A 22125-nucleotide genomic window follows, 5' to 3' on the forward strand; every position below is an offset into this window, starting at 1 on the left:
CGCAGGATCAACTACACGAGCTCGACGGCGCGGGGAACCTCTACGTGGCCGCGGAAGAGATGATGGCGGCCACTCCCAAGGCCAGAACTAGTGAATGTCCCGCCATGTTCAGCAGGCGCTGGGCACGGGAGGTGATCCGGCCGCGCAGGGCATGTCCCACCAACACCAGGCCAAGCTGCCAGTCGAGCGAGGCCACGGCAACGCCCAGGACAAAGGCCAGTGCGGCGCCAGGTGAGCCCAGAGCGGCGCCCAGACCCACCGTCAACGCGGCAAAGTAGACAAGCGTTGCTGGGTTGATCGCGGTGAGGCCTGCAAAGATCAGAAATCTGTGTCCCTTGGCCGGCGGTGAAGTCAGCTCGTGGCGTGAAGGATTGGCAGCGAGGGTTTTGAACAGGCCAGTTCCGCCCAAGGCGATGAGTGCCAGTCCGCCCAGCAAGCGCGGAATGCTGCCCCACGATGCCGCGATGGGTGCCGCCATTGACCCCACGGCCACGGCCAGGGCGCAGTAGCTGGCGTCCATAAGCCCCACGGCAAGGGCGGCCGGTGACGCTCTCTTGAAACCGACGGTGAGCCCCTCCCGGATCAGAAGTATGCCGATGGCTCCCAGGGGTGCTGCCAGTCCGATCCCGGCTAGCAGTCCCCCGGCGAAGGCATAAGTGATGTCCATGGATTCACTATCTGCCACTGCCATCGCGTTCACTGAGAATCTGACGGCTCAACGGATAGAATCGCGGCATGGACAGTACAGACGAGACTATTCTCAGCATTTTCCGGCAGGAAGCGCGGATTTCCTTCAGTGAGCTGGGTGCCCGCATAGGGCTGAGCACCAACGCGGCATCCGCCCGGGTGCGGCGGCTTGAAACGAGGGGCGTAATTGTGGGCTATCAGGCCGTTCTTGCCGGTGACGTGACCCAGAACGGACCCCATCTTGAAGCCTTCATCGATGTACGCCTGAAGCCTGACGGGGACTCGACCGCATTCCTCGCCTGGACCAGCGCCGAGCCCGCAATCCGTGATGCCGTCCATGTCACCGGTCCCTACGACTACATCCTTCACGTGGTGGTGCCGAGCACCAAGGCCCTTGACCAGCTGCTGCGCAAACTCAAGGCCGACGGCGGCGCCGCTCAGACGCAGACTCGGCTGGCCCTGCGTTAGAACCTTCAGACCATGGGAAAGAATGTTCCAAAGCCCGGGAATAGATACAGTCAGTTCAGCGCTTGCAAGGAGTGAGTCGGCAGCGCAAGCGGCAACCCAGCACTGCGGCGCCTCGGCACCACCACATTTTCACATCCAGGATCAGGAACCATTCATGTCAAAACCCAGCACAACCGTGCCTGAACGGCTCTCGGCGCGGGACCGCACCACTATTACAGTGCTGCTGGTTTCGGCGTTCGTGGTGATCTTGAACGAAACCATCATGAACGTGGCTTTGCCGCGCCTGATGCATGAGTTCGACGTCTCCGCCTCCGCCATCCAATGGCTGGCAACCGCGTTCATGCTCACCATGGCAGTGGTGATCCCGGCAACGGGCTACCTGCTGACCCGTTTCCCCATCAGGACAGTTTTCATCCTGGCCATGGGGCTGTTTTCCGCCGGAACTTTGCTTGCCGGTCTGGCTCCGGGCTTTGAGGTTCTGCTGGCAGCCCGCGTCATCCAGGCATCGGGTACGGCCATCATGATGCCCTTGCTGATGACCACCATTTTGGATCTGGTTCCCTCCCACCGCCGCGGCGCTGTGATGGGCAACGTGTCCATCGTGATCTCGGTGGCTCCGGCCATTGGCCCCACGCTCTCCGGGATCATCCTGCATTCCCTGTCCTGGCGCTTCATGTTCTTGTTTGTGCTGCCCATTGCGGTCATTGCACTGATCCTGGGCTCACGCCTGCTGCCCACCACCTCCGAACGGGCTGCTTCAAGGCTCCACATTCCTTCCGTGCTGATCTCCATCCCGGCGTTTGGTGGGCTAGTCTACGGGCTCAGTGGCATCGGCTCGGTTGATGCAGCCACCCAGCAGCTGGCCATAGTTGCCCTTGTTGTGTCACTGATTTCCCTGCTGGCATTCGTGCTGCTCCAGCTCCGCCTGCAGCGCAACGACGGCGCCCTGCTGGACATGCGCCCGTTTGTCTACCGCCAGTTCACGCTGTCACTGTCCCTGATGGTCATGGCCATGGTGGCCTTGTTCGGTGTGATCATCTTGCTGCCCATGTACCTGCAGAACGTGCGCGGCTTGGAAGTCCTGAACACGGGATTGCTGATGCTCCCCGGCGGGCTACTCATGGGCCTGCTGGCACCATTTGTTGGAAAGCTATTTGACAAGGTAGGCGCCCGACCGCTCCTCATCCCCGGCGGCATGCTCCTCTCCGCTGTCCTGTTCGGCTACACCCGGCTGGATGAAAACACCTCGCTGGTCATCATTGTTGGCCTGCACCTGCTGATGTCCATTGCACTGGCGTTCATCTTCACCCCGGCCTTCACCGCCGGACTGAACCCGCTGCCGCATTCGCTGCACTCACACGGCTCCGCGATGCTCTCAACCCTTCAGCAACTGGGTGGCGCAGCGGGCACGGCCCTGCTGATTGGTGTCATGACGGCTGGAACGTTGTCAGCCGCAGAGGCAGGCAAGGATGCCATTGCTGCACAGGCCAGCGGATTCAGCAACGGATTCATGGTGGCAGCGTTCGTTTCGCTGGGAATCGTGGTGATCGCAGCCTTCATGGCCCCGGCCAAAAAGGCCAAGGCCGAAGCGGCTTTGGACAACCATGAACTGTCCAGCCAGGGAGTTCACTAGCCTTCTCTAGATTGATCAACAAGACGCTCGGCGTCGAAGGGTAGTCCCCACGCCCTCCCGTTCGAGAAATGCGCCCCGTTCCGCTTGTGGCACCCGGTTAACGGGGCGCCACAAGCGGAACGGGGCGCATTTTTCATGGGCCCTGCTATTGGGTTCCGGCTTGGGCGTCAATGAGCAGGCTGCAGAGGCGAAGCAGGCGATTTCTTGCCCCTGACTGGACAGATCATGCCGCTTCAGCGGATTTTGGCGGCATGATCTGCCCAGTGACCACGCAGTCAGGCCACGTGACGCCGCATCGCAGCGCTATCCACCGGCGCCACCGCCTGCGGCAGCCCGCGTCGCGTATGGAGGCGGCGCCCATCGAACCCACACCAAAACCCCACGGGACAGCAAAAGGCCCCTTCCGCCGTCGTGAGCGAAAGGGGCCAAAGGCAAAGAAGCTACTTGTTGCGGCCTGTCAGCTTGTTCCAGCGCGCAGTCAAGCCCCATTTGGTTACGTTGACCATGGCTTCCTGGACAATGTTGCCGCTCATCTTGGAGGCACCAAATTCGCGCTCCACGAAGGTAATGGGAACTTCCACAACCTTCATGCCTTTCTGGCAAACGCGCCAGAGCATGTCCACCTGGAAGCCGTAGCCCACCGACTCAACAGCGTCGAAATCGAGCGCTTCAAGAGTGCTGCGACGGAAGGCCCGGTAACCGCCAGTCACGTCGCGGATCGAGATGCCCAAGATGACGCGTGAGTACAAGCTGCCGCAGGTGGAGATCAGCTTGCGGTGCAGCGGCCAGTTAACCACCTTTCCACCGGGAACCCAGCGCGAACCCAGGACCAGGTCTGCGCCTTGGTCAATGGCATCCAACAGCAGGGGCAGTTGCTCGGGCTGGTGGGAGCCGTCGGCATCCATTTCCACCAAAACGTCGTAGCCGGCGTCAAGGCCCCAGGTGAAGCCCGCCAAATAGGCAGCCCCCAGGCCTTCCTTGCCCGCACGGTGCAGCACATGCACAGCGGGATCGTGGGCAGCGAACTCGTCAGCCCATTGGCCTGTTCCATCGGGACTGTTATCATCAGCGACCAGCACATCCGCGTGCGGGACGGCTGCACGCAGGCGAGTCAGCGTTTTAGGCAGCGACTCAATCTCGTTGTAGGTGGGAATGATTACAAGGACACGCAACAATTGGTGCCTTTCCGTGGTGAATGTAGAAAAGAGTGGAGAGCCCTGGTCAGCAACCGCTGGTGCCAGGTCATGGCATATTCCACACAGCGGCGGGGAAGTCAGCGCCAAATGACCATTATAGGCGAAGCGGCTGGGGCAAAGATAAGTCCACGCACCTTCGGACCAATTAAGACACGCGCCAATGGCACCATGCTTAGTTGTTTTCTAGTGGCGCGTGAACCTATCTCCCTAGCGTCGGTCAAGCTGAACTTAACACCGACCGGGACTCTCCCAAAGGAGGTTCTCCGCTCCCCTAAAACTAATTGCCCAAGACCTGCCTGTCAACACGTTCCTGACCTGCACGGATAGGTGTTTGTGCAGGTCAGAGTACTTGTTACCGCGAGGTAATTGCTGGTGGGCAGTTGAAAAACCTCCCAATACTAGGGCTGTGTGTCTGCGGTGCTGAAGTCTTCGCTGGAGTACAGTTCACGGCCCAGGTGCACCGTTTGCAGGCAACGTGGGTCGTTCCCGGTATCCAGGGCTGGCAGCAATGGAGTGCGGGCGCGCGGATCCGTGGACCAGGACTGCACCCTGTCATCGGCCACCTGAACCATGAGGGCATCCACATCCCAAATGGCAAAGCTGGCCGGGGCGCCCGGAGCCAGCTGGCCAAGGAATGGATTCTCGGACTTTGCTGCCCTCCACCCGGCACGGGTGTGGCCAATAAAGGCTGCCCGCGCCGAGATGCGGGAGGTCGACTCATGGTGATTCAGCGCAGCCCGGACACTGGCCCAGGGGTTCAACGGTGTCACGGGAGCGTCCGAGCCGAAGCACAGCGGAACACCTGCCTCATAGAAGCGCGCCAGTGGGTTAAGGTCACGGGCCCTCTCTACACCAAGACGTTGGGCATACATGCCTTCCGGGCCGCCCCAGAGGGCGTCAAAACCCGGCTGCACGGAGACCGTGACAGCGTGCTGTGCCAAAGTTGCCATGGCCTGCGCGTCAACCATTTCAGCATGTTCAAGACGGTGGCCGGCAGCCCGGATCTTGTCGATGCCTACCCGCGCAGCAGCAATCTCGAGGCCTTCAAGGGCAAGGTCCATGGCGCCGTCACCGATGACGTGGAAGCCACCGGTCAGGCCTAGTTCAGAGGTTGCAGCAAAATGGTCCGCAACTTGTTCAACACTCAAATGTGCAGCACCGATGGAGTTGGGGGCATCGGCATAGGGAAGTCGCAGGAGTGCTGAGCGGGAACCCAGTGAGCCGTCAATGTTGATGTCGCCGGCCAAGCCCAGCACTGCCGGGCCCAGAAGGGCCAGAAGCTCACGCGCCTGGTCAACACTGGAGACCAGTTCGCCCCAGTACGGCAAAATTTGCGGCAGCGCCTCGGCGGCATCGGCTGCGGTCAACGCTGTCAGTGCAGCCAGATCATCAATGGAGCCCACATGCGGCGCACTCATTTCGGCCAAGGCCACATAACCGTTGGCAGCAGCGTGGCGCAGGGCCCGCTGCTGGGTCGCCTGGCGTTGTTCCGGAGTCAGGGAACGGGCCACTTCTCGGGCCTTGATGTGCGCGGCGCCACTGACCAGGCCCTCACCGTCCCAGCCCGCCAAGGAACTCAGTCCGCAGCGCTGCGCCAGGGCGGAGGAGACAACACCCGAGTGCACGTCCACGCGGGCCAGATAGACCTCGCGGCCTCCTGTAGCCCTGTCCAGTTCGGCAGCAGTGGGTGGCCTGTTCTCCGGCCAGTCTGTGCTGTCCCAGCCATATCCGAGCACCAGTCCCACGGTGTTCCCCGCGGCTGCCGCCACACTGTCCAGCAAATCCTTCACCGAAGTGGCCCCGGCCAAGTCAACGGAGTCCAGGGCCAAGCCCGTTTCCGTGACGTGAACATGTGAATCCACAAATCCGGGCGCCACCAGTGCCCCGGCAAGATCCACCTCCCGCATCCTTGAATCCAACAGCGACGTGGCGGCATGTTCGGAGCCGACCCACGCCACCACGTCCCCGTCCACCAGCATGGCCGTGGCGAGAGGATCGGCTGCGCTATACACAGAACCATTCCTGTACAAAGTCAATGACATGAGAAATGCAGTCCTTTCAACAAACTGTTCACAATCTTTTTTCCAAGGGGCATCCGCGCAGAGATGCCGGGGTAGGGGTTTTAGTCCACCACGGCCGTGTAAGTGACAACGCCACGGCGGAGCATCTCAATGGCCGATCGGCACACGGGCGCAAACCCGGCCGGTACGGCGGGGACCTGGGCCAGCTGGCCCAGCAGGTCAATGACTTGCTTGGTCCAGCGCACAAAGTCGCCCGCGGCCAGCTCTGTGCCTGCCAGCGAATCCTGCAGGCTGCGACCCTTGGCCCACTTGTACATGGGCCACACCAAACCCATCTCAGGCTCACTGGTCAGCGGCAGTTTATGAGATTCCTCGGCGTCTTGGAGCCTTGACCACGCGATGACAACATCTTCCACCGACTGTTCCAGGCTCACACTGGGCATCCGGGGACGGGACCCTTCGCCGTCGCGCTTGGCCTGGTAGACCAAAGTGGTGACAAAGGCTGCCAGCTCGGCCGCGTCCAGACTTGAAAACGCGCCCTGTCGCAAAGCCAGGGCAATCAGCAGATCCTTCTCGCCGTACACTCGGCGCAGGCGTTGGCCGTCCTCGCTGGGCACTAACTTTCCGGAGCCGTCGGCAACCACAAAACCGTAGCCAGCCAGCAAGTCAATGACCCTGTCAAAGGTGCGGGCGATGGTGTTGGTGCGCGCCTGGATGGCCCGCACAATTCCGTCAGTCTCGCGCCGCAGCTTCCACCAGCGCTCGGACCAGCGTGCGTGGTCCTCCCGATCGCTGCACCCGTGGCAGGGGTGGGACCGGAGGTTCCTGCGCAAGGTGGTGATGGCGGCATCCTCGCCCGTGGCGGCATATTGGAAAGCAGCAGTCCGGTGCGGGAGCTGCGCTGATGTTTCGGCCAACTTGGCCTCCAACGCTGCCAACAGATTGCGTTTGTCCTTGGGCACCTTCGCATTGAATCCCTTGGGCAGGCGCAGCTGCGCGGCAACCTCCACCGGTCCGGTCAGGTCGTGCAGGTTCAGTTTCCGCAGCTCCCGATCAACCGTCAGAATGGTGGGCCGCGGTTCGCGCGTGTTGCTGTCAGGACCAACCACGACGGCGTGCCCCGGGTTGCGTCCGCCCGGCACCAAAATCACGTCACCGGCACGCAGGCTGGCAATGGAATCAACCACCGCGTTGCGGCGCTGCTTGGACTTTGACGCGGATGCCCCTGACTCGTGGTCGGAGAGCTCGCGGCGTAGTTTGGCGTACTCGTTGAAGTCACCCAGATGGCAGGTCATGGCTTTTTCATAGCCGGCCAGGGACGCTTCCCGAGACCGCACCTGTTTGGCCAGGTCCACCACCGAACTGTCTGCCTGGAACTGCGCAAAAGACGATTCAAGGATGTCGCGGGTTCTGTCCTGGCCAAATTGTGCCACCAGGTTGATGCTCATGTTGTAGGTGGGACGGAAGCTGGAGTTCAGGGGGTAGCTGCGCTTTGAGGCCAAGCCGCCCACGGCAGTGGGGTCCGTGCCCGGCTGCCACAACACCACCGCGTGGCCCTCAATATCGATCCCGCGGCGTCCGGCACGGCCCGTCAGCTGGGTGTACTCCCCCGCTGTGATGGCAACATGGGCTTCACCGTTGTACTTTTCGAGTTTTTCCAACACCACTGTGCGGGCGGGCATGTTGATGCCCAGGGCCAGGGTTTCGGTGGCAAAGACTGCACGCACCAGTCCGTCGACGAACAGGTCCTCCACCACCTCCTTGAAGCTGGGCAGCATGCCCGCATGGTGGGCTGCCAGTCCGCGCAACAGGCCGTCCCGCCAGCCCCAAAAACCCAGCACGTCCCTGTCCGAGTCGGGGAGTTCGGCGCAGGCCGCGTCAACGCGCCGGGCAATTTCAATGCGCTCGGCATCCGTGGTGAGCCACAGCCCTGCAGCGGCACACTGGTTGACGGCCGCGTCGCAGGCAGCGCGGGAGAAGATGAAGGTGATGGCGGGGAGCAGGTTCTGCTTCTCCAAAGCGCGAATGACTTGGGGCCTGGAGGCGGCGCGGGTCATGCCAAAGCCGCTGGTGCGCCCACTGCCGTACTTGCCGCCGCCTTGGTACCTGCCACCTGCGCGGTCGGAGCCGTCCCGGCGGCCGTTGCGTGAATGGCCGTTGGCGCTGACGGTTTCCGAGCGCGCCAGCTTCAACAGTTCGGGATTGATCTTGGGGGTGCGGGAGTTATCCACGGTGTCATTGCCGGGGGCAGCTTCGTCAAAGGCCACATTCTCGGCAAACAGGTCAACCAGGTCCCGCTGGACCATCACGTGCTGCCATAGCGGCACGGGCCGGTGCTCAGAGACCACCACAGCGGTGTCGCCCCGGACGGTGCCCAACCAGGCACCAAACTCTTCTGCGTTGGAGACCGTGGCGCTCAGGGAGACCACGGCAACCTCACTGGGCAGGTGGATGATGACCTCTTCCCAGACGGCGCCGCGGAAGCGGTCAGCCAGGTAATGGACTTCATCCATGACCACATAGGCCAGGCCGTTGAGCGTGTTCGAGTCTGCGTAGAGCATGTTGCGCAGCACTTCGGTTGTCATGACAACCACGGGAGCTTCGGAGTTAACGCTGGTGTCGCCCGTCAACAGGCCCACGTTTTCTACACCGTACTTCTCGCAGAACTCTTGGTACTTTTGGTTGCTCAGGGCTTTGATGGGAGTTGTGTAGAACGCCTTGTAACCGCGGGTGAGAGCCAAGTGCACAGCAAACTCACCAACAATGGTTTTGCCGGCGCCGGTGGGGGCTGCAACTAAAACACCGCGGCCGGCCAGGACGGCACGGCACGCGGTGTTTTGAAAATCATCCAGCTCAAAGGAGAGGCCTGCCTTGAATTCTCCCAACTCGGTGCCTTGGTCTCGAACTCGATCCTTGGCTGCCAGGTAACGTTCGGCAGGGCTTGTCATCTCGGAGCTTGGCATACTACAAGCCTACGTCAGCTCAGAGCACTTCCAGATCCGTTGAGGGCGTGGCCACATCGGCCATCGACTCTGATTCCTTGACCTTCTTCGCATCACGCCGGTCGCGGCGCTTGTCGTTGAGAACGCACAGTCCAATGGCACCAAAATACAGAACCAACAAGGGGGCGCCCAGGAAGAACATGCTCATGACATCCGAGCCCGGTGCTGCCATGGCAGCAACGATCGTGACACCCAAAATAGTGAAACGCCAGGCCTTCAGATACGTCTTTCCACGCACCATGCCGATTGCATTGAGCGCAAAGAGCAGAACCGGTACCAGGAAGGCCACGCCCATGAAGAGCATCAACTGCAAGGCAAATTGCAAGTAGTCAACTGCCTTCATGATGTTGCTGCCGCCCTCGGGCGTGAAGGACGTCAGTCCACGCACAATGTTGGGCCACATCAACCAGCCCGCGTAAATGCCGGCAAGGAACAACGGCACGGAGGCGAACATGTACGACAGCGTGTAGCGGCGTTCCTTCTTGGTTAACCCTGGGGTGATGAAGGCCCACAGCTGATAAATCCAGACGGGGGATGCCAAAACCAGGCCAAGAATCAAGGAGATCTGAATCTTCAGGTCAAAGGAAGTGGTGACACCCTCAAAGTTCAGGGCAGCATCAATGTTCCGGGATTGGCTGATGTCACGCAGCGGCTCAGTGATGGCATACATGAGCGGATCATAAATAATCCAGCCAATGATCACGCCGGGGATCATCGCCAGGGCGCTCTTGAAAAGCCGGTTGCGGGCCTCAATGAGGTGCGCTTTAAGCGGCATCCTGCCTTCAGGATTGGCTTTACGGCCCTTTGTGGCGCCCACCGGCTCTTCGACCGTTTCTATGACTGAGCGCCAGTACCGGTTCCGGTACCGTCGCCCGAGACGTTGCCCTGTGCCGGGTTGTTAACGATCTTGCCTTCCATGGGGGCCTCAGGGGCGGCCGTGGCCGAAGGGGCCGCTGACGCGGTCGGCGTGGTTGAGGGCTTCTCGTCCTTGCCGTCGTTCTTCATTTCCTTGACCTCGGACTTGATAATCCGCATGGACTGTCCCAGGCTTCGGGCCATGCCGGGCAACTTCGGGGCTGCGAAGAGCAAGAGAACAACAATGATGATGATGGTGATAGCCCAGGGGCTCTCAAAAAGTCTTCCCACGGTAACGCCTTTCCTTTTGGTTCATCCTACGTCTAGTAATGCTTCGATGTCGCGCAAGGATTGGAGCTGTCCGCGTTCTTTCCTGCGGGCGACGCGCCGCTGAAGTCGGGCAAAACGCCGTTCCTCCTTGGTAGCTAGGTAATCATCCTTCATTTCTTCAGGTGACGCAAAAACGGCGCTGCCGGGAACCACCGTTCGCTCTTCTGTGACGTGCTCCACTGTGGCTTTCGACAGTTGCTGGTCCCAGTACGCTGCCCGCTCATCACTCACATCTGTGAAAGTGCGCATGGTTGCCGACGCCTGGCGCCAGAGCTTGAGACCCAAAAAGGCCATGAAAAGCAGGGACAGCGCAATCAGCGCAATCCAGAGAAGGATCCAAAACCACCAAGGCATTTTTTGAGTCTAGCCGTCCAGTCTGGGAACAGCCGGGGTGTTTTCGCCCACAGCGTGATAGCTGGCCGCGGCCTGCGCTAGCCAGGCGGCCGTTTGAGCAGTGGCCGCTGGCGGACCCACCACGCGCGCCTGCCCGCCCAGCCTGGCCATGAGCGGGGCGAGTGTGGCAATGTCCCCCACCAGCAGGCGCATACCCACCTCACCGCCGGCCAGGGCAAAGAGCGAGGCGTTGTAAGCCGGCCCCAACCGTTGCACGGCGGCGGCGCTTGCCACCACCTGCACAGCGTGGTCGTTGCTGCCGGGATCATAAATGCCGGTGTTGAGCTGCCACGGGAGCCCCGCCGCAGGCACATGGTCTTGCGCTCCGGCGTCGGCCAGTTCCTTGATGGCATCCACCCGGAAACTGCGCAGCTCCCCCGCCTTGTGGCACCAGGCACGCAGGTACCAGAGCGAATCGAGCGAGAAGAGCCGAATGGGTTCCACCCTGCGTTCGCCCAGTTCATCACGGGCCCGGACCAGATAGGTCATGGTGCAGGCACGCTTGTTGATGATGGCGTCTTGCAGCACAGCTATGGTTTCCACCTCGGGGCCGGTGATCAGTTGAAGCCCGACGGCGTTGGCCAGCCAGGCGTCCTCCCCCGCCACGGCGCGCAGCGATGTGATGGCAGCGTTGAGTGTATGGGCCTGCTCGGTGCCGGGCAGCGCCGTAAGCGCCTGGAGGCCCACCAGAACTGAGCAGGCTTCTTCCTGGGTCAGGCGCAGCGGGTTGGACAGGGTCTCGGCATCCCTGATGAATACGTGCCCGGCCTCCGTGGTGACATCCATCAGATCGCCGTGGAGGTAGCCGGGCAGGCCGGAGACGGTCAGCGTGTCCCGGTCCTTCTCCCACTCCTTGGCAGTGATGTTGAATTCCGCCAAGACCTCAGCTTCTTCCACCCCCGGATTGGCCACCAAATACGGCACCATGGACAGCAGCCGGATGAGCCGGTCCCGTGAGTCCTTTTTCTTGGCCGCGGGGCCCGGCAGCGGGACGGTCCAGTCAAGGGGACCCTGTTCGGAATCGGCGGCCACTGCAGCGCGCTGCAAGCGGGCGGCCACGGCGTCGCGCAAGGCGGGCGGAGCAATAACCAGCGCTTGGGCACCCATGGCGGCGACGTCGTCGGCCATCAACTCCGGCTCACGATAGCTGACCTCCAGCACTTCCCAGCCCTCACGGTGCCAGGCGCCGTCGGTGACCCGTTCGGTGTCTTGGCGGCCGCGCAACCAATGAGCAGCATCGCGCGGCACAGCAATCTGGGCCGTGTGCGGGGTGCCGGTGCCCAGGCTATCCAACACGGAGGCGATGGTGAACTCTTCGGGACGTTTGAACGTCTCATGGGCGTGGACGCTGACCTCAGAGGCGATGCGCGAGAGCCGGAAACTGCGCTGCTCTCCCCTGTCCAGGTCAAAGCCTGAGAGGTACCACTGGCCATACTTGTTGCCAAGGCCCCAGGGCTGAACGGTGCGCACAGTGGTGGTGGCGGCCCCGGCAGCGCTGTAGCCAAAGGTCACGGGGTGATGGCTGCGCAGCGCTGTCCAAAGAGGCTCGAAGGAAGGATCGGCGGTTCGGATGCGCGACTGCGAGGTGGCGGCATCCTCATACCAGCTGGTTCCTGCCCGGGTGGCAATCTTGCGCAGCGCTGACTGGGCCGCGGCACCAAAACTTGCTTCGGCCCAGACATTGGCGGCAACTGCCAGCAGCGTCATGGCCGACTCGTCGAGGCGGACCTCGGGAACCCGGTAGTCCACCGGATCAATGCGGTACAGCGATTGATCCTGGGCATCGGTGTCATAGTTGGTGGTCACAGTCATGGGAATGCCCAGCTCCTGCAGGGTCTTCTTGTCCCGTTCAAACATCCGCTCAAAGGACGCCTGGACCTTCTCTTCCTCGGCAGAGGTTGAAGCCACCGGCGGGTAGCCGTTGATTCGTTCCCGGAGGTAGCTCTTGCTGTGGCCGCGCCGGGTCCCCAAAAGGGCAATCACCAGATTCAGCAGGCGTTCAGTGGCATCAATTTTTGTGGACACACAGCCCAGCGTACCGGCAGCGGAACTGTGTTACTGACCCGCTCTTAAACAACTGACCCGCAGTAGTGGTCGAAAAAACGCGATTTCGCGCCGTTTTTCGACCACTACTGCGGGTCAGTTGGAGTGGGGGTGCTTAGCGCACGGCCACCAGGTCAACCACAAAGATCAACGCTTCATTGGGGCCAATGGCTCCACCAGCACCGCGTGAGCCGTAAGCCAACTCGGAGGGGATTTCCAGACGACGGCGGCCGCCCACCTTCATGCCGATCAAGCCCTGGTCCCAGCCCTGGATGACCTGGCCGATGCCGGCGCGGAACTCCAGCGGGTTGCCGCGTCCCCAGGAAGAATCAAATTCTTCGCCGGTGGAGAATGCGACGCCCACGTAGTGGGTGGAAACGGTGCTGCCGGGGACTACCTCGGTGCCGGTGCCTTCGATGAGGTCTTCAATGACCAGTTCGGTGGGAACGGCGTGTGCCGGGAATTCAATTTCGGGCTTGGTGCGATCGTAGTCGCGTGTTCCAAAAGACATGGTTCTCCTTGCGGGTTTTAGTTACTTCTTCGCTTCAATCTTAACAACAAATACCAGAGTTCCGGCAGGCTTGCCGCCGGCCGCTGCATCCTCGCCGTACGCCAACGACGCCGGGATGGTCAGCTGCACAGTTGAACCAACTTTTTGGCCTGTCAGACCCTTGGTCCAGCCCTCAATAACTCCCTGCAAGCTGAATGTTGCAGCCTCGCCACGCTCATAGGCGGAGTCGAACTGCTTGCCGTCGGACCAGGTCCAGCCGGTGTACAGGGCGGAGATTGAATCGCTGGCGGCCAGGACGTCGCCCGTACCTTCGGTGAGAACCTGGACGGCCATGTCTGCCGGCGGATCGTTCTTGGGGATGGTGATGCTGGGGACGCCCTTGTCATCAAACTTTGCAACGGGCAGTTTGCCGTCCTTGGCAAGAGCCGCAACGTCATCAGCGCTCATGAGCTTTGCCGGCGCCGGCGCATCCGTCGCGGAGACGACCTTGAAGACACTCATGGCGGCAGGCTGCTCGGGCTGCTCCGGGGCCTCCGTTGACCCTGCACCGGCAGGCACGGCAGGGGTTGCGTAGGCGATGTAGGCGCCTACCTTGGCACCGGCAAAGGTCGAGTAGACCAGGGCGAACTGGGTCTTGAAATTATCATCCAAGGTGATCTTGTTGGACTGTTCCTTGGTGAACGACTCGCCGATGGTCTCACCATCCGTGGCGTTCAGCATGACCTGCTGGAACGCAACGATTTGGCCGGCCTTGATCTGCTCGCCGTCACCGGGGGTGACCAGGCGCATGGACTCGGCCTTGATCTCCAACGGCATGTCAAAGGTGACCTTGGGTGCTTTACCCTTGCCGAGGTCTTCCACCTTGACGGAGGCCAAGGCCTCCGCGTTCGACGGCGGAATCGACACCGAGGCGCTGGGTGCCGGCGCGGCGGAGTCCGTTGAACCGGGTGCACACGCTGTTGCAAGCAACAGCACTGGAAGAAGCAGGGCAAGAAGTCGGCGCACAGAAACTCTTTCGATTGCAGGTTTGATGGGGGGAGGGCAATAACGCGGCGCCCTATGACACGGTGCCCCATCAAGCACGTGGATGAAAAGGGCTGCGTCCAGCTTATCGCTTGAAACTGAACGAAAGCTGCGTGGCAGCCCAACATGTCCTTGGTTGGGCTACTGCTACACGGTTTTTTTAGTACTCGTGGCGCAAGGATGCTATGAGTTCATCGACGCGTTCGTCGCTGCTCTTGAACGGGTCCTTGCAGAGAATTGTTTGGTGGGAGCGGTCATTGAGTTTCAGGTGAACCCAGTCAACCGTGTAGTCCCGTCCGGAATCCCTGGCCGCGCTGACAAACTTGCCGCGCAAGTGGGCGCGTGTTGTGGCCGGCGCCGTATCCACTGCAGCAAGGATTTCTTCGGCGGTGGCCACCTTCGCGGCGGCGCCGCGCCGTTCGAGCATGTTGAACAAGCCCCTGTCCGCGGAGATGTCGTGGTAGCGCAAATCGAGTTGCGCCACCTGGGGTGAGCCCCACGTGACGTTGTGCCGGTCAGCGTAGGCGCCAAGCAGCTTGGCCTTGATGGCCCAGTCGATTTCGGTGTCGATGCTGGAATAGTTTTCACTTTCCACGGCATCCAGGGTGCGTTCCCAGAGATCCAGGATTCGGGGCACCAAATCATGGTGTGCTCCGTGCGAGCGGACAAAAGCGCTCACTTTGTCCAAATAGTGTCGCTGAATCTGGATCGCTGTCATGGTGCGGCCATCGGCCATCTTCAGCGGATGCTTGCCCGTGATGTCATGGGAAATCTCGCGAATGCTGCGGATGGGGTTCTCCAGGCGCATGTCGCTCATGATGGAGCCCGCCTCAACCATGCGCAGAATCAAGTCGACACTGCCTACCTTGAGCATGGTGGTGGTTTCAGACATGTTGGAATCCCCCACAATCACATGCAGGCGGCGGTACAGCTCGGCATCGGCATGGGGTTCATCACGGGTGTTGATGATGGGCCTGGAGCGGGTGGTGGCTGAGGAGACGCCTTCCCAAATATGGTCGGCGCGCTGGGAAAACGCATACTGCCCGCCCTGCTGGGCCGGCAGCACCTTCCCGGCCCCGGAAATGAGCTGCCGGGTGACCAGAAACGGGATGAGGATATCCGCCAAACGGTTGAATTCGCCCTTGCGGGTGATCAGATAGTTCTCGTGGCTGCCGTAGGAGTTTCCGGCGGAATCCACATTGTTCTTAAAGAGGAAGATCTGCCCGTTGTAACCCTCCAGTTCCAACCGTGCCTGGGCTTCGTGGACAAGATCGTTCAGGATGGCTTCCCCGGCACGGTCGTGGGCTATAAGCTGGGCGATCCCGTCGCACTCTGCCGTGGCGTACTCGGGGTGTGAGCCCACATCCAAGTACAGCCGTGAGCCGTTGGGCAGGAACACGTTGGAGGAGCGTCCCCAGCTGACCACCTTGCGAAAAAGGTACCTGGCAACTTCTTCCGGCGACAAAGGCCGTGAGCCTGGGGCTGAATAGGCCACACCAAACTCGGTTTCAATGCCAAAAATTCGCCTGTCCACCAGCTAATTCCCCTCTAGTCTGTTCTCAGTTGCGCTGCAACATCTGCAGCGGATAAACGCCGAAAGGCCCTGTGCGAGCCACCCACAGCCGCCGCATTGCGATCCAGGACCGCAACCTCCAAGGTAGGAGCCCCCAGCCGGACCGCAGGGCCGGCACCTGCTGTGGCGGCACCCGTCGTGGCGGCCTCGAGCCGGGGAGCCTCCAAGGCACTGACAGCCCAGCGCAGCGCCTGGCCAAGTTCGGCCCCGGCACTCCACACTTTTGCCAAGGTGGCCTGCACCAGCTCGGCCTTGCCGCCCATGGCCAAGTAGCCCGACTCATCTGAAATGGACCCGTCAAAGTTCAAACGGAAGATGTGGTCTTCACCCTCCCGATCCCCCACTTCGGCAACAGCCAGTTCCACCTCAAAAGGCTTTTGCTCGGCGGTGAAAACAGTGCCAAGGCTTTGCGCATAAACACTGGCCAGGCCCCGGGCCGTAACATCCACCCGGTTGTAGGAGTATCCGCGAACATCGGCATAGCGCACACCGGCCTGGCGCAGGCTTTCAAATTCGTTGTACTTCCCTACTGCGGCAAAGGCAATGCGGTCATAGATTTCACCAATCTTATGCAGGGTCGGTGAGGGGTTCTCTGCCACCAGGGCCATGCCGTCACGAAAACTCAGGACCACGACGGATTTGCCGCGGGCAATTCCCTTGCGGGCAAAATCTGCCCTGTCCTTCATGACTTGTTCGGGAGAAACATAGAATTGCTGCGCCATTTTATGCCTCCCTGCGTTCGGCCATTCGCCGAGCGGTAATGGTTTCCACCACGGCAGCTAATGTTTCGGGGCTGACCCGGGTGGCGCCTTTCTGCGTGACAACATAGACCACAGGCCACAATTGCCGCACCAGGTCCGGCCCTCCTGTGGCGGAGTCGTCGTCGGAGGCGTCAACCAATGCCTCAACAGCCACGGCTACGGCCTCCTCGGGACCCATCTCCGGGCGCCACAGTTTTTTCAGCGCACCCCGGGCAAAAACGGCGCCGGAACCAACACTGTGGTGTTCCAATTCCTCATAGCGGCCCCCCGTTACATCATAAGAAAACAGGCGGCCGGCGGGCTCCTCTGGCTCGACGCCGGCGAACAATGGAACCACCGAAAGGCCTTGCAGGGCCATGGGCAGATTGGCGCGGATCATGGCGCCGAGCCGGTTTGCCTTGCCCTCAAGACTCAGCAGGGTGCCTTCGATTTTCTCGTAGTGCTCAAGTTCCACCTGGAACAATCGCACAATGTCGATGGCGATGCCTGCCGTGCCGGCAATGCCGAGCACGGAGTACTTGTCAGCCGGAAAGACTTTTTCAATGTGCCTGTTGGCAATCATGGACCCCATGGTGGCGCGCCGGTCCCCCGCCATGACAACACCGCCCGTGCAGGTCAGCGCCACAATGGTGGTGCCGTGCGGGGTGGCCGGCATGCTGCCCGGCGGCAAGACCTGGCCAAAGGGCAACAGCCCGGGATGGCTGCGGCTCACATAGTCAAAGAACGACGACGAAGAGCCGGCAGCTTCCAGCGCCGGAAACTCACTTCTGCGCTGAGAGTCCATGAGGTGCTACTGTCCACCCTTTTGCACAAACCCGCGGACAAACTCTTCCGCGTTTGATTCCAGCACGCCGTCGATCTCATCCAGGAGATCATCCACCCCTGAGGTGGCCGCCTGGGCAGCGCCAGAATCTGGTGCCGGAGTGGGCAGGGGCGCCTCATCGACGTGTTCTTCCTCGGTGCGGGAGGAAACGTTTTTTTGTTCCTGCGAAGCCATGGTTAGTCCCTCATATCCGGATCCCTGATACCCGTAGCTGGTATCTGACTCCATCCTGCCACGGACCTGCCCAGTTTGCGTGCCACCGTGGTGTTTGTGTTTGGGCCGCCAGCTAGTGTGGGCCGGAGAGCAACTGGGCCAGGAAATCGGCAAGCCCAGTGTTGGCATCAAACAACCCGGCGGTCAGCGCATGTGTGCCGCGTAGGGGTTCCTTGGTGGACACCCGTTGGAGCCGGCGAAGTTGCGGAAGTTCAAAGATGACTGAATCCCAGCTGGCCCCCACCACGTGGGCACCAAACTCCTGGATGCACCGGCCCCGGAAATATGCCCGGGTGTCAGTGGGTGGCGCCAGCACTGCTGCGGCGATGGACTCATCCGTGACAAGACGCTGCATGCGGCCATGCTGCAGGAGCTTGTAATAGAGACCCTTTTCCGGGCGGACATCTGACCATTGCAGATCAATCAGGCCCAGTCGGGGATCATTCCACGCCATCTTGTCCCGGGCACGGTACTGCTGGAGCAGATTGAGTTTGGCCACCCACTCCAGTTGGCTGGCCAGGCTCATGGGGTCGTTACCCAGAGCTGTGAGCACTTCCTCCCACTTGGCCAAGAGTGCGGCTGTATGGCTGTCGCCTGTTGTGGGATCGGTGGAGCCGTTGGCAGCGGCGTGGGCCGTGGCTGCGTTAAGGTAGAGCCACTGCACGTCCAACGCACTAACCCTGGTGCCGTTGCGTAGCAGGTGGGTTTGCTGCAACTGCCAGTCGTGGCTGATCTCCCGCAGCGTGGACACGGGGTCGGCGAACTCCAGTTCCGGGGCGTTGCCGTGCTCAATCATGTCCAGTACCAGCGCCGTGGTGCCGAATTTGAGGTAGTTGGAGACTTGACTCAGGTTGGCGTCGCCAATGATCACGTGCAGGCGGCGGTACTTCTCAGCCACGGCATGGGGTTCATCCCTGGTGTTGATGATGGGGCGGCGGATGGTGGTTTCCAGCCCCACCTCGGCTTCGAAGAAGTCTGCTCGCTGGCTGATCTGAAACCCCATGCCGGAGCCGTCCTGGCCCAGTCCCACCCGGCCCGCCCCACACATGATGGCCCGGGTTACAAAGAACGGCGTCAGCCCGGAAACAATGTTTTTGAAGGGCACGTGCCGCGGCATCAAGTAGTTCTCGTGGCTGCCGTAGGAAACAGATTTGTTGTCGGTGTTGTTTTTGTACAGGTTGATTTCCGGCAGGCCCGGGGTTGCGGCGATCCTGCGCACGGCAGCCAACGCCACCAAATCACCTGCCGCATCCCAGCGCACGGCGTCGAGGGGGTTGGTGACCTCCGGTGAGGAGTATTCAGGGTGTGCGTGGTCAACATACAGCCGTGCACCATTGCCCAACACCATATTCATCATGAGGGGAATGCTGGGGTCGCCGGTTTCGCCGCCCTCAAGGGCAATCTGCGCGGCAGTGAGTTCGGATTCATTGTCCGTGAGCTGGCTGGGATGGGCCACATTTCGTGGCATGGACCAGCCGCGGGCGTCAGCGAGCGGATCCTCGTCAGTGTAGTCCCAGCGGGTCTCCCCACCGGCTGCCGCCCGCTGCTTGGTCTCCTGCGAATAGGCATGGACCACCTGGGTGGACAGCCAGGTGGCGTTGAACGAGCTGCCACCGGGGGCATGGATGCCGTACTCGGTTTCCGCCCCCATGACCCGCACAACACTCACAAGTACTGCCCGGTGTTGCTCAGCGTTTCCAGCGGCTCCAGCGTCTTGCCGGGGACCTGGCCTTCCTTGCTTTGCACGATGGTGCGGATGTACGTGATCCGCTCACCCTTCTTGCCCGAAATCCGGGCCCAGTCGTCGGGGTTGGTGGTGTTGGGCATGTCCTCGTGTTCACGGAACTCATCCACCACGGCACGGAGCATGTGCTCAATCCGGATACCCTTTTCAGCGTGCGTCAGCAGGTCCTTGATGGCGTACTTCTTGGCCCTGTCAACAACATTCTGGATGACAGCACCGGAATTGAAATCCTTGAAGTACAGCATTTCGGTGTCGCCATTGGCGTACGTGACTTCCAGGTACTCATTGGACTTGTCCGTGGCGTACATGGCCTCAACCGTGCGCTGGATCATGGCGTCAACCGTCTCCTGCAAGCTGCCGTTGTTGGCGGCCACATCATCGGCGTGGAAGGGAAGAGCCGTGGTGACGTACTTGGCAAAAATATCGGCGGCAGCCTCCACATCCGGGCGCTGAATCTTGACTTTCACATCCAGTCGGCCCGGGCGCAGGATGGCCGGGTCAATCATGTCCTCGCGGTTGGAGGCGCCAATGACAATCACGTTGTCGAGGCGTTCGACGCCGTCAATCTCACTCAGGAGCTGGGGCACGATGGTGGTTTCCACATCGGAGGACACACCCGTTCCACGGGTGCGGAACAAGGAGTCCATCTCGTCAAAGAAGACCACCACGGCACTGCCGTCCGAGGCTTTTTCGCGGGCGCGGCTGAAGATGAGCCGGATCTGGCGTTCCGTCTCACCCACATACTTGTCCAACAGTTCCGGGCCCTTGATGTTCAGGAAGTAGCTCTTTTGATCCTTCACGCCGGAGCGTTCGGCAGCCCGTTTGGCCAAGGAGTTGGCAACAGCCTTGGCAATGAGAGTTTTTCCGCAGCCGGGCGGGCCGTAAAGCAAAATGCCCTTCGGCGGTTTGAGGCCGTGTTCGCGGTACAGGTCCGGGTGCAGGAAGGGCAGCTCCACAGCGTCGCGGATCTGCTCGATCTGGGATGCCAGGCCGCCAATGTCGGAGTAGGAAATGTCCGGAACTTCCTCCAGAATCAGGTTTTCCACCTCGGAGCGCGGAATCTTTTCCAGGGCATAGCCCGTGCGCCCGTCCACCGTGAGGGCATCCCCCACCTTCACTGAACCGCCCTGCAGTACGCCGGCCAGACGAACCACCCGCTCCTCATCGGCACGGCCAATGACCAGCACCCGGGTAGTGCCCAGCAGCTCCTTGACGGTGACAAGCTCACCCACACGCTCATAGCCCAGCCCGGCGATGACAGTGAAGGCTTCGTTGAGCAGCACCTCCTGGCCAACGTTGAGATCACTCATGCGCAGCAACGGGCTCAGCCCCACGCGCATCTTCCGCCCGGAGGCAAAAATGTCCAGGCTCTCCTGGCTCACAGCAGTGCTGACTCCCCCGCCAGCGCTGTGGCGGTTGAGCGCAACGATGGTGCCGAAGCTGTAGGGGGGTTCGCCGTCGTGCTCCAAAGCAGAACGGAGCTTGAGGATCTCCGACTTAGCCGTTTCCAGCATGGCCACCAGCTTGGAATTGTTGGTGGTTGCCGATGCCAGCTGGCGGTCAAGGTTGCGCGCCTTGTCCCGGAGCACGTTGAGCTGGCGCTCCAACACTGCATGCTGGCCGGGACCTGTGAGATAGCTGGCCTCGGCCGAACCCGGCGACGGGGCGCCTGTGGCAGGGATGTCGGGCGTGGGGTGCTGTGATTCGCTCATGACAATTGATCCTTCCGGAGCCGGGTCGGGCTGCTACTGCTGAGTGTAGTGCTACGCGTCAGTGACAGTCTCTTCGTCAGCAACTTTGCTCTTGGTGCGGCGGGTCTGCACGGTGGAGGACGCATCCCTGGCGGCCCGGCGCAGCTTCTTGTCGGAGACGGCACGCTCGCCCACGGCTGCAGGGGTCCAGGCGTCCAGGTCTTCCTGGGCAAAGTCCGTCTTCGAGGCGCGGCGCTTGAGCGTCATGCCGGTGACACCGTCGGCAAGGCGGCGGGTGACCATCAAGAAACCGGTGTGGGCCACCATACGGTGGTCGGGGCGCACAGCCAAACCCTCCAGGTGCCAGCCGCGGACCATGGACTCCCAGGCGTCAGGCTCAGTGAAGCGCCCGTCGGCGCGGATAGCTTCGGCCGTGCGGGACAGCTGGGTCACGGTGGCCACATAGTTGATCCACACCCCGCCCGGGGCCAGCACCGTAGCCACGGCATCAAGGCATTCCCAGGGTGCCAGCATGTCAAGGACAACGCGGTCAACGCTGCCGGGGGCTTCCTGCTCCACTACTTGGTCCTGGAAGTCACCGAGGGAGATCTTCCAGGCCGGGTGCGGTCCGCCAAAGATTGTTTCCACGTTGCCACGGGCAATGTCGGCGAATTCTTCACGGCGTTCGAAGGAGTGCAGGTAGCCGTTGTCGCCCACTGCCCGGAGCAGGGAGATGGACAGTGCGCCGGAGCCAACGCCAGCCTCCACCACGCGGGCACCGGGGAAAATGTCACCCATGGTGATGATCTGGCCGGCGTCCTTGGGGTACACCACGGCTGCGCCGCGGGGCATCGAGAGCACAAAGTCGGAGAGCAGCGGGCGCAGCGCCTGGTACTGCTGGCCCACGTTGCTTTCCACCATGGAGCCCTCCGGGGCACCAATCAGCAGATCGTGATTAAGGAAGCCCTTGTGCGTGTGGTACGCCGTGCCGGGGGTCAAGGTGATGGTGTTCATGCGTCCACGCTCGTCCGTCAGCTGCACACGCTCACCGGCGCGGAAAGGTCCGCGACGGGCAGCTGCGCCATGGGGCTGCAGGGAGGTCTCTTGGCTGGAATCGCTGTGAGTCATGGGGTAGTTCCTAACGTGTTGGTGCTGAAG

The 22125-nt window shown here is 61.5% G+C and carries 19 protein-coding genes; 2 read left to right on the forward strand and 17 right to left on the reverse strand.

Annotated features, from left to right (window positions below):
• Nucleotides 1-40: 40 nt before the first annotated feature.
• Nucleotides 41-667 carry a LysE family transporter gene (locus CVS27_RS10405; RefSeq protein WP_165788290.1) on the reverse strand — a complete coding sequence of 209 codons (627 nt, stop codon included), beginning with the start codon at nucleotides 665-667 and terminating at the stop codon, nucleotides 41-43.
• 68 nt (nucleotides 668-735) lie between these two features.
• Between CVS27_RS10405 and CVS27_RS10410 the strand changes: the two genes are divergently transcribed.
• Both CVS27_RS10410 and CVS27_RS10415 read left to right on the forward strand, forming a co-directional pair.
• The gene (locus tag CVS27_RS10410; RefSeq protein WP_103465676.1) at nucleotides 736-1155 is read left to right on the forward strand and encodes an Lrp/AsnC family transcriptional regulator; all 420 of its coding nucleotides are present in this window, start codon (nucleotides 736-738) and stop codon (nucleotides 1153-1155) included.
• Nucleotides 1156-1309: 154 nt separating this feature from the next.
• Nucleotides 1310-2788: an MDR family MFS transporter gene (locus tag CVS27_RS10415; RefSeq protein WP_103465677.1), complete on the forward strand. Its 1479-nt coding sequence runs from the start codon at nucleotides 1310-1312 to the stop codon at nucleotides 2786-2788.
• Nucleotides 2789-3228: 440 nt separating this feature from the next.
• On the opposite strand, the gene CVS27_RS10420 is transcribed toward CVS27_RS10415, so the two are convergent.
• From CVS27_RS10420 to CVS27_RS10495, 16 genes are all read right to left on the reverse strand, one after another.
• Nucleotides 3229-3960 (reverse strand): polyprenol monophosphomannose synthase, encoded by a 732-nt coding sequence (locus CVS27_RS10420; protein ID WP_103465840.1) that lies wholly within the window; start codon nucleotides 3958-3960, stop codon nucleotides 3229-3231.
• Nucleotides 3961-4382: 422 nt separating this feature from the next.
• Nucleotides 4383-6026 carry an amidohydrolase gene (locus CVS27_RS10425; protein WP_103465678.1) on the reverse strand — a complete coding sequence of 548 codons (1644 nt, stop codon included), beginning with the start codon at nucleotides 6024-6026 and terminating at the stop codon, nucleotides 4383-4385.
• A gap of 80 nt (nucleotides 6027-6106) precedes the next feature.
• On the reverse strand, nucleotides 6107-8968 hold the full coding sequence (locus tag CVS27_RS10430) for a DEAD/DEAH box helicase (RefSeq protein WP_103465679.1): 2862 nt from the start codon (nucleotides 8966-8968) through the stop codon (nucleotides 6107-6109).
• Between the two features lie 19 nt (nucleotides 8969-8987).
• Nucleotides 8988-9782, reverse strand: coding sequence for a twin-arginine translocase subunit TatC (tatC, locus tag CVS27_RS10435; protein ID WP_103465680.1), 795 nt, complete (start codon nucleotides 9780-9782; stop codon nucleotides 8988-8990).
• 59 nt (nucleotides 9783-9841) lie between these two features.
• Nucleotides 9842-10153, reverse strand: coding sequence for a Sec-independent protein translocase subunit TatA (gene tatA / locus CVS27_RS10440; protein WP_103465681.1), 312 nt, complete (start codon nucleotides 10151-10153; stop codon nucleotides 9842-9844).
• A 21-nt stretch (nucleotides 10154-10174) separates the two neighbouring features.
• A complete protein-coding gene (locus tag CVS27_RS10445) occupies nucleotides 10175-10546 on the reverse strand; it encodes a hypothetical protein (protein ID WP_103465682.1) in 372 nt (123 codons plus the stop codon).
• A 9-nt stretch (nucleotides 10547-10555) separates the two neighbouring features.
• Complete coding sequence (locus CVS27_RS10450; RefSeq protein WP_103465683.1) at nucleotides 10556-12610, reverse strand: helix-turn-helix transcriptional regulator; 2055 nt, start codon at nucleotides 12608-12610, stop codon at nucleotides 10556-10558.
• A 133-nt stretch (nucleotides 12611-12743) separates the two neighbouring features.
• Complete coding sequence (locus tag CVS27_RS10455; protein WP_103465684.1) at nucleotides 12744-13139, reverse strand: FKBP-type peptidyl-prolyl cis-trans isomerase; 396 nt, start codon at nucleotides 13137-13139, stop codon at nucleotides 12744-12746.
• A gap of 21 nt (nucleotides 13140-13160) precedes the next feature.
• On the reverse strand, nucleotides 13161-14144 hold the full coding sequence (locus tag CVS27_RS10460; protein WP_103465685.1) for an FKBP-type peptidyl-prolyl cis-trans isomerase: 984 nt from the start codon (nucleotides 14142-14144) through the stop codon (nucleotides 13161-13163).
• Between the two features lie 178 nt (nucleotides 14145-14322).
• Entirely contained in the window at nucleotides 14323-15696 is a 1374-nt protein-coding gene (pafA, locus tag CVS27_RS10465) for a Pup--protein ligase (RefSeq protein ID WP_103465686.1), read from the reverse strand.
• A 14-nt stretch (nucleotides 15697-15710) separates the two neighbouring features.
• A complete protein-coding gene (gene prcA, locus CVS27_RS10470; protein WP_103465687.1) occupies nucleotides 15711-16457 on the reverse strand; it encodes a proteasome subunit alpha in 747 nt (248 codons plus the stop codon).
• A gap of 1 nt (nucleotide 16458) precedes the next feature.
• On the reverse strand, nucleotides 16459-17280 hold the full coding sequence (gene prcB, locus CVS27_RS10475) for a proteasome subunit beta (RefSeq protein ID WP_103465688.1): 822 nt from the start codon (nucleotides 17278-17280) through the stop codon (nucleotides 16459-16461).
• 6 nt (nucleotides 17281-17286) lie between these two features.
• Complete coding sequence (locus CVS27_RS10480) at nucleotides 17287-17493, reverse strand: ubiquitin-like protein Pup (protein ID WP_103465689.1); 207 nt, start codon at nucleotides 17491-17493, stop codon at nucleotides 17287-17289.
• A 112-nt stretch (nucleotides 17494-17605) separates the two neighbouring features.
• Complete coding sequence (gene dop, locus CVS27_RS10485) at nucleotides 17606-19183, reverse strand: depupylase/deamidase Dop (RefSeq protein WP_103465841.1); 1578 nt, start codon at nucleotides 19181-19183, stop codon at nucleotides 17606-17608.
• Between the two features lie 14 nt (nucleotides 19184-19197).
• Nucleotides 19198-20988 carry a proteasome ATPase gene (arc, locus tag CVS27_RS10490; protein ID WP_103465690.1) on the reverse strand — a complete coding sequence of 597 codons (1791 nt, stop codon included), beginning with the start codon at nucleotides 20986-20988 and terminating at the stop codon, nucleotides 19198-19200.
• A 51-nt stretch (nucleotides 20989-21039) separates the two neighbouring features.
• Nucleotides 21040-22095, reverse strand: coding sequence for a tRNA (adenine-N1)-methyltransferase (locus CVS27_RS10495; protein WP_103465691.1), 1056 nt, complete (start codon nucleotides 22093-22095; stop codon nucleotides 21040-21042).
• Between the last annotated feature and the right edge of the window lie 30 nt (nucleotides 22096-22125).

This window comes from Arthrobacter glacialis, from assembly GCF_002909445.1.
Classification (GTDB): Bacteria; Actinomycetota; Actinomycetes; order Actinomycetales; family Micrococcaceae; genus Specibacter; species Specibacter glacialis.

Bases quoted from the DNA above. Each gene is read 5' to 3' on its own strand.
- CVS27_RS10405 (WP_165788290.1), bottom strand. From the start codon at position 667: ATGGACATCACTTATGCCTTCGCCGGGGGACTGCTAGCCGGGATCGGA.
- CVS27_RS10410 (WP_103465676.1), top strand. From the start codon at position 736: ATGGACAGTACAGACGAGACTATTCTCAGCATTTTCCGGCAGGAAGCG.
- CVS27_RS10415 (WP_103465677.1), top strand. From the start codon at position 1,310: ATGTCAAAACCCAGCACAACCGTGCCTGAACGGCTCTCGGCGCGGGAC.
- CVS27_RS10425 (WP_103465678.1), bottom strand. From the start codon at position 6,026: ATGTCATTGACTTTGTACAGGAATGGTTCTGTGTATAGCGCAGCCGAT.
- CVS27_RS10430 (WP_103465679.1), bottom strand. From the start codon at position 8,968: ATGCCAAGCTCCGAGATGACAAGCCCTGCCGAACGTTACCTGGCAGCC.
- tatC (WP_103465680.1), bottom strand. From the start codon at position 9,782: ATGCCGCTTAAAGCGCACCTCATTGAGGCCCGCAACCGGCTTTTCAAG.
- CVS27_RS10445 (WP_103465682.1), bottom strand. From the start codon at position 10,546: ATGCCTTGGTGGTTTTGGATCCTTCTCTGGATTGCGCTGATTGCGCTG.
- CVS27_RS10455 (WP_103465684.1), bottom strand. From the start codon at position 13,139: ATGTCTTTTGGAACACGCGACTACGATCGCACCAAGCCCGAAATTGAA.
- prcA (WP_103465687.1), bottom strand. From the start codon at position 16,457: ATGGCGCAGCAATTCTATGTTTCTCCCGAACAAGTCATGAAGGACAGG.
- prcB (WP_103465688.1), bottom strand. From the start codon at position 17,280: ATGGACTCTCAGCGCAGAAGTGAGTTTCCGGCGCTGGAAGCTGCCGGC.
- CVS27_RS10480 (WP_103465689.1), bottom strand. From the start codon at position 17,493: ATGGCTTCGCAGGAACAAAAAAACGTTTCCTCCCGCACCGAGGAAGAA.
- dop (WP_103465841.1), bottom strand. From the start codon at position 19,183: ATGGGGGCGGAAACCGAGTACGGCATCCATGCCCCCGGTGGCAGCTCG.
- arc (WP_103465690.1), bottom strand. From the start codon at position 20,988: ATGAGCGAATCACAGCACCCCACGCCCGACATCCCTGCCACAGGCGCC.
- CVS27_RS10495 (WP_103465691.1), bottom strand. From the start codon at position 22,095: ATGACTCACAGCGATTCCAGCCAAGAGACCTCCCTGCAGCCCCATGGC.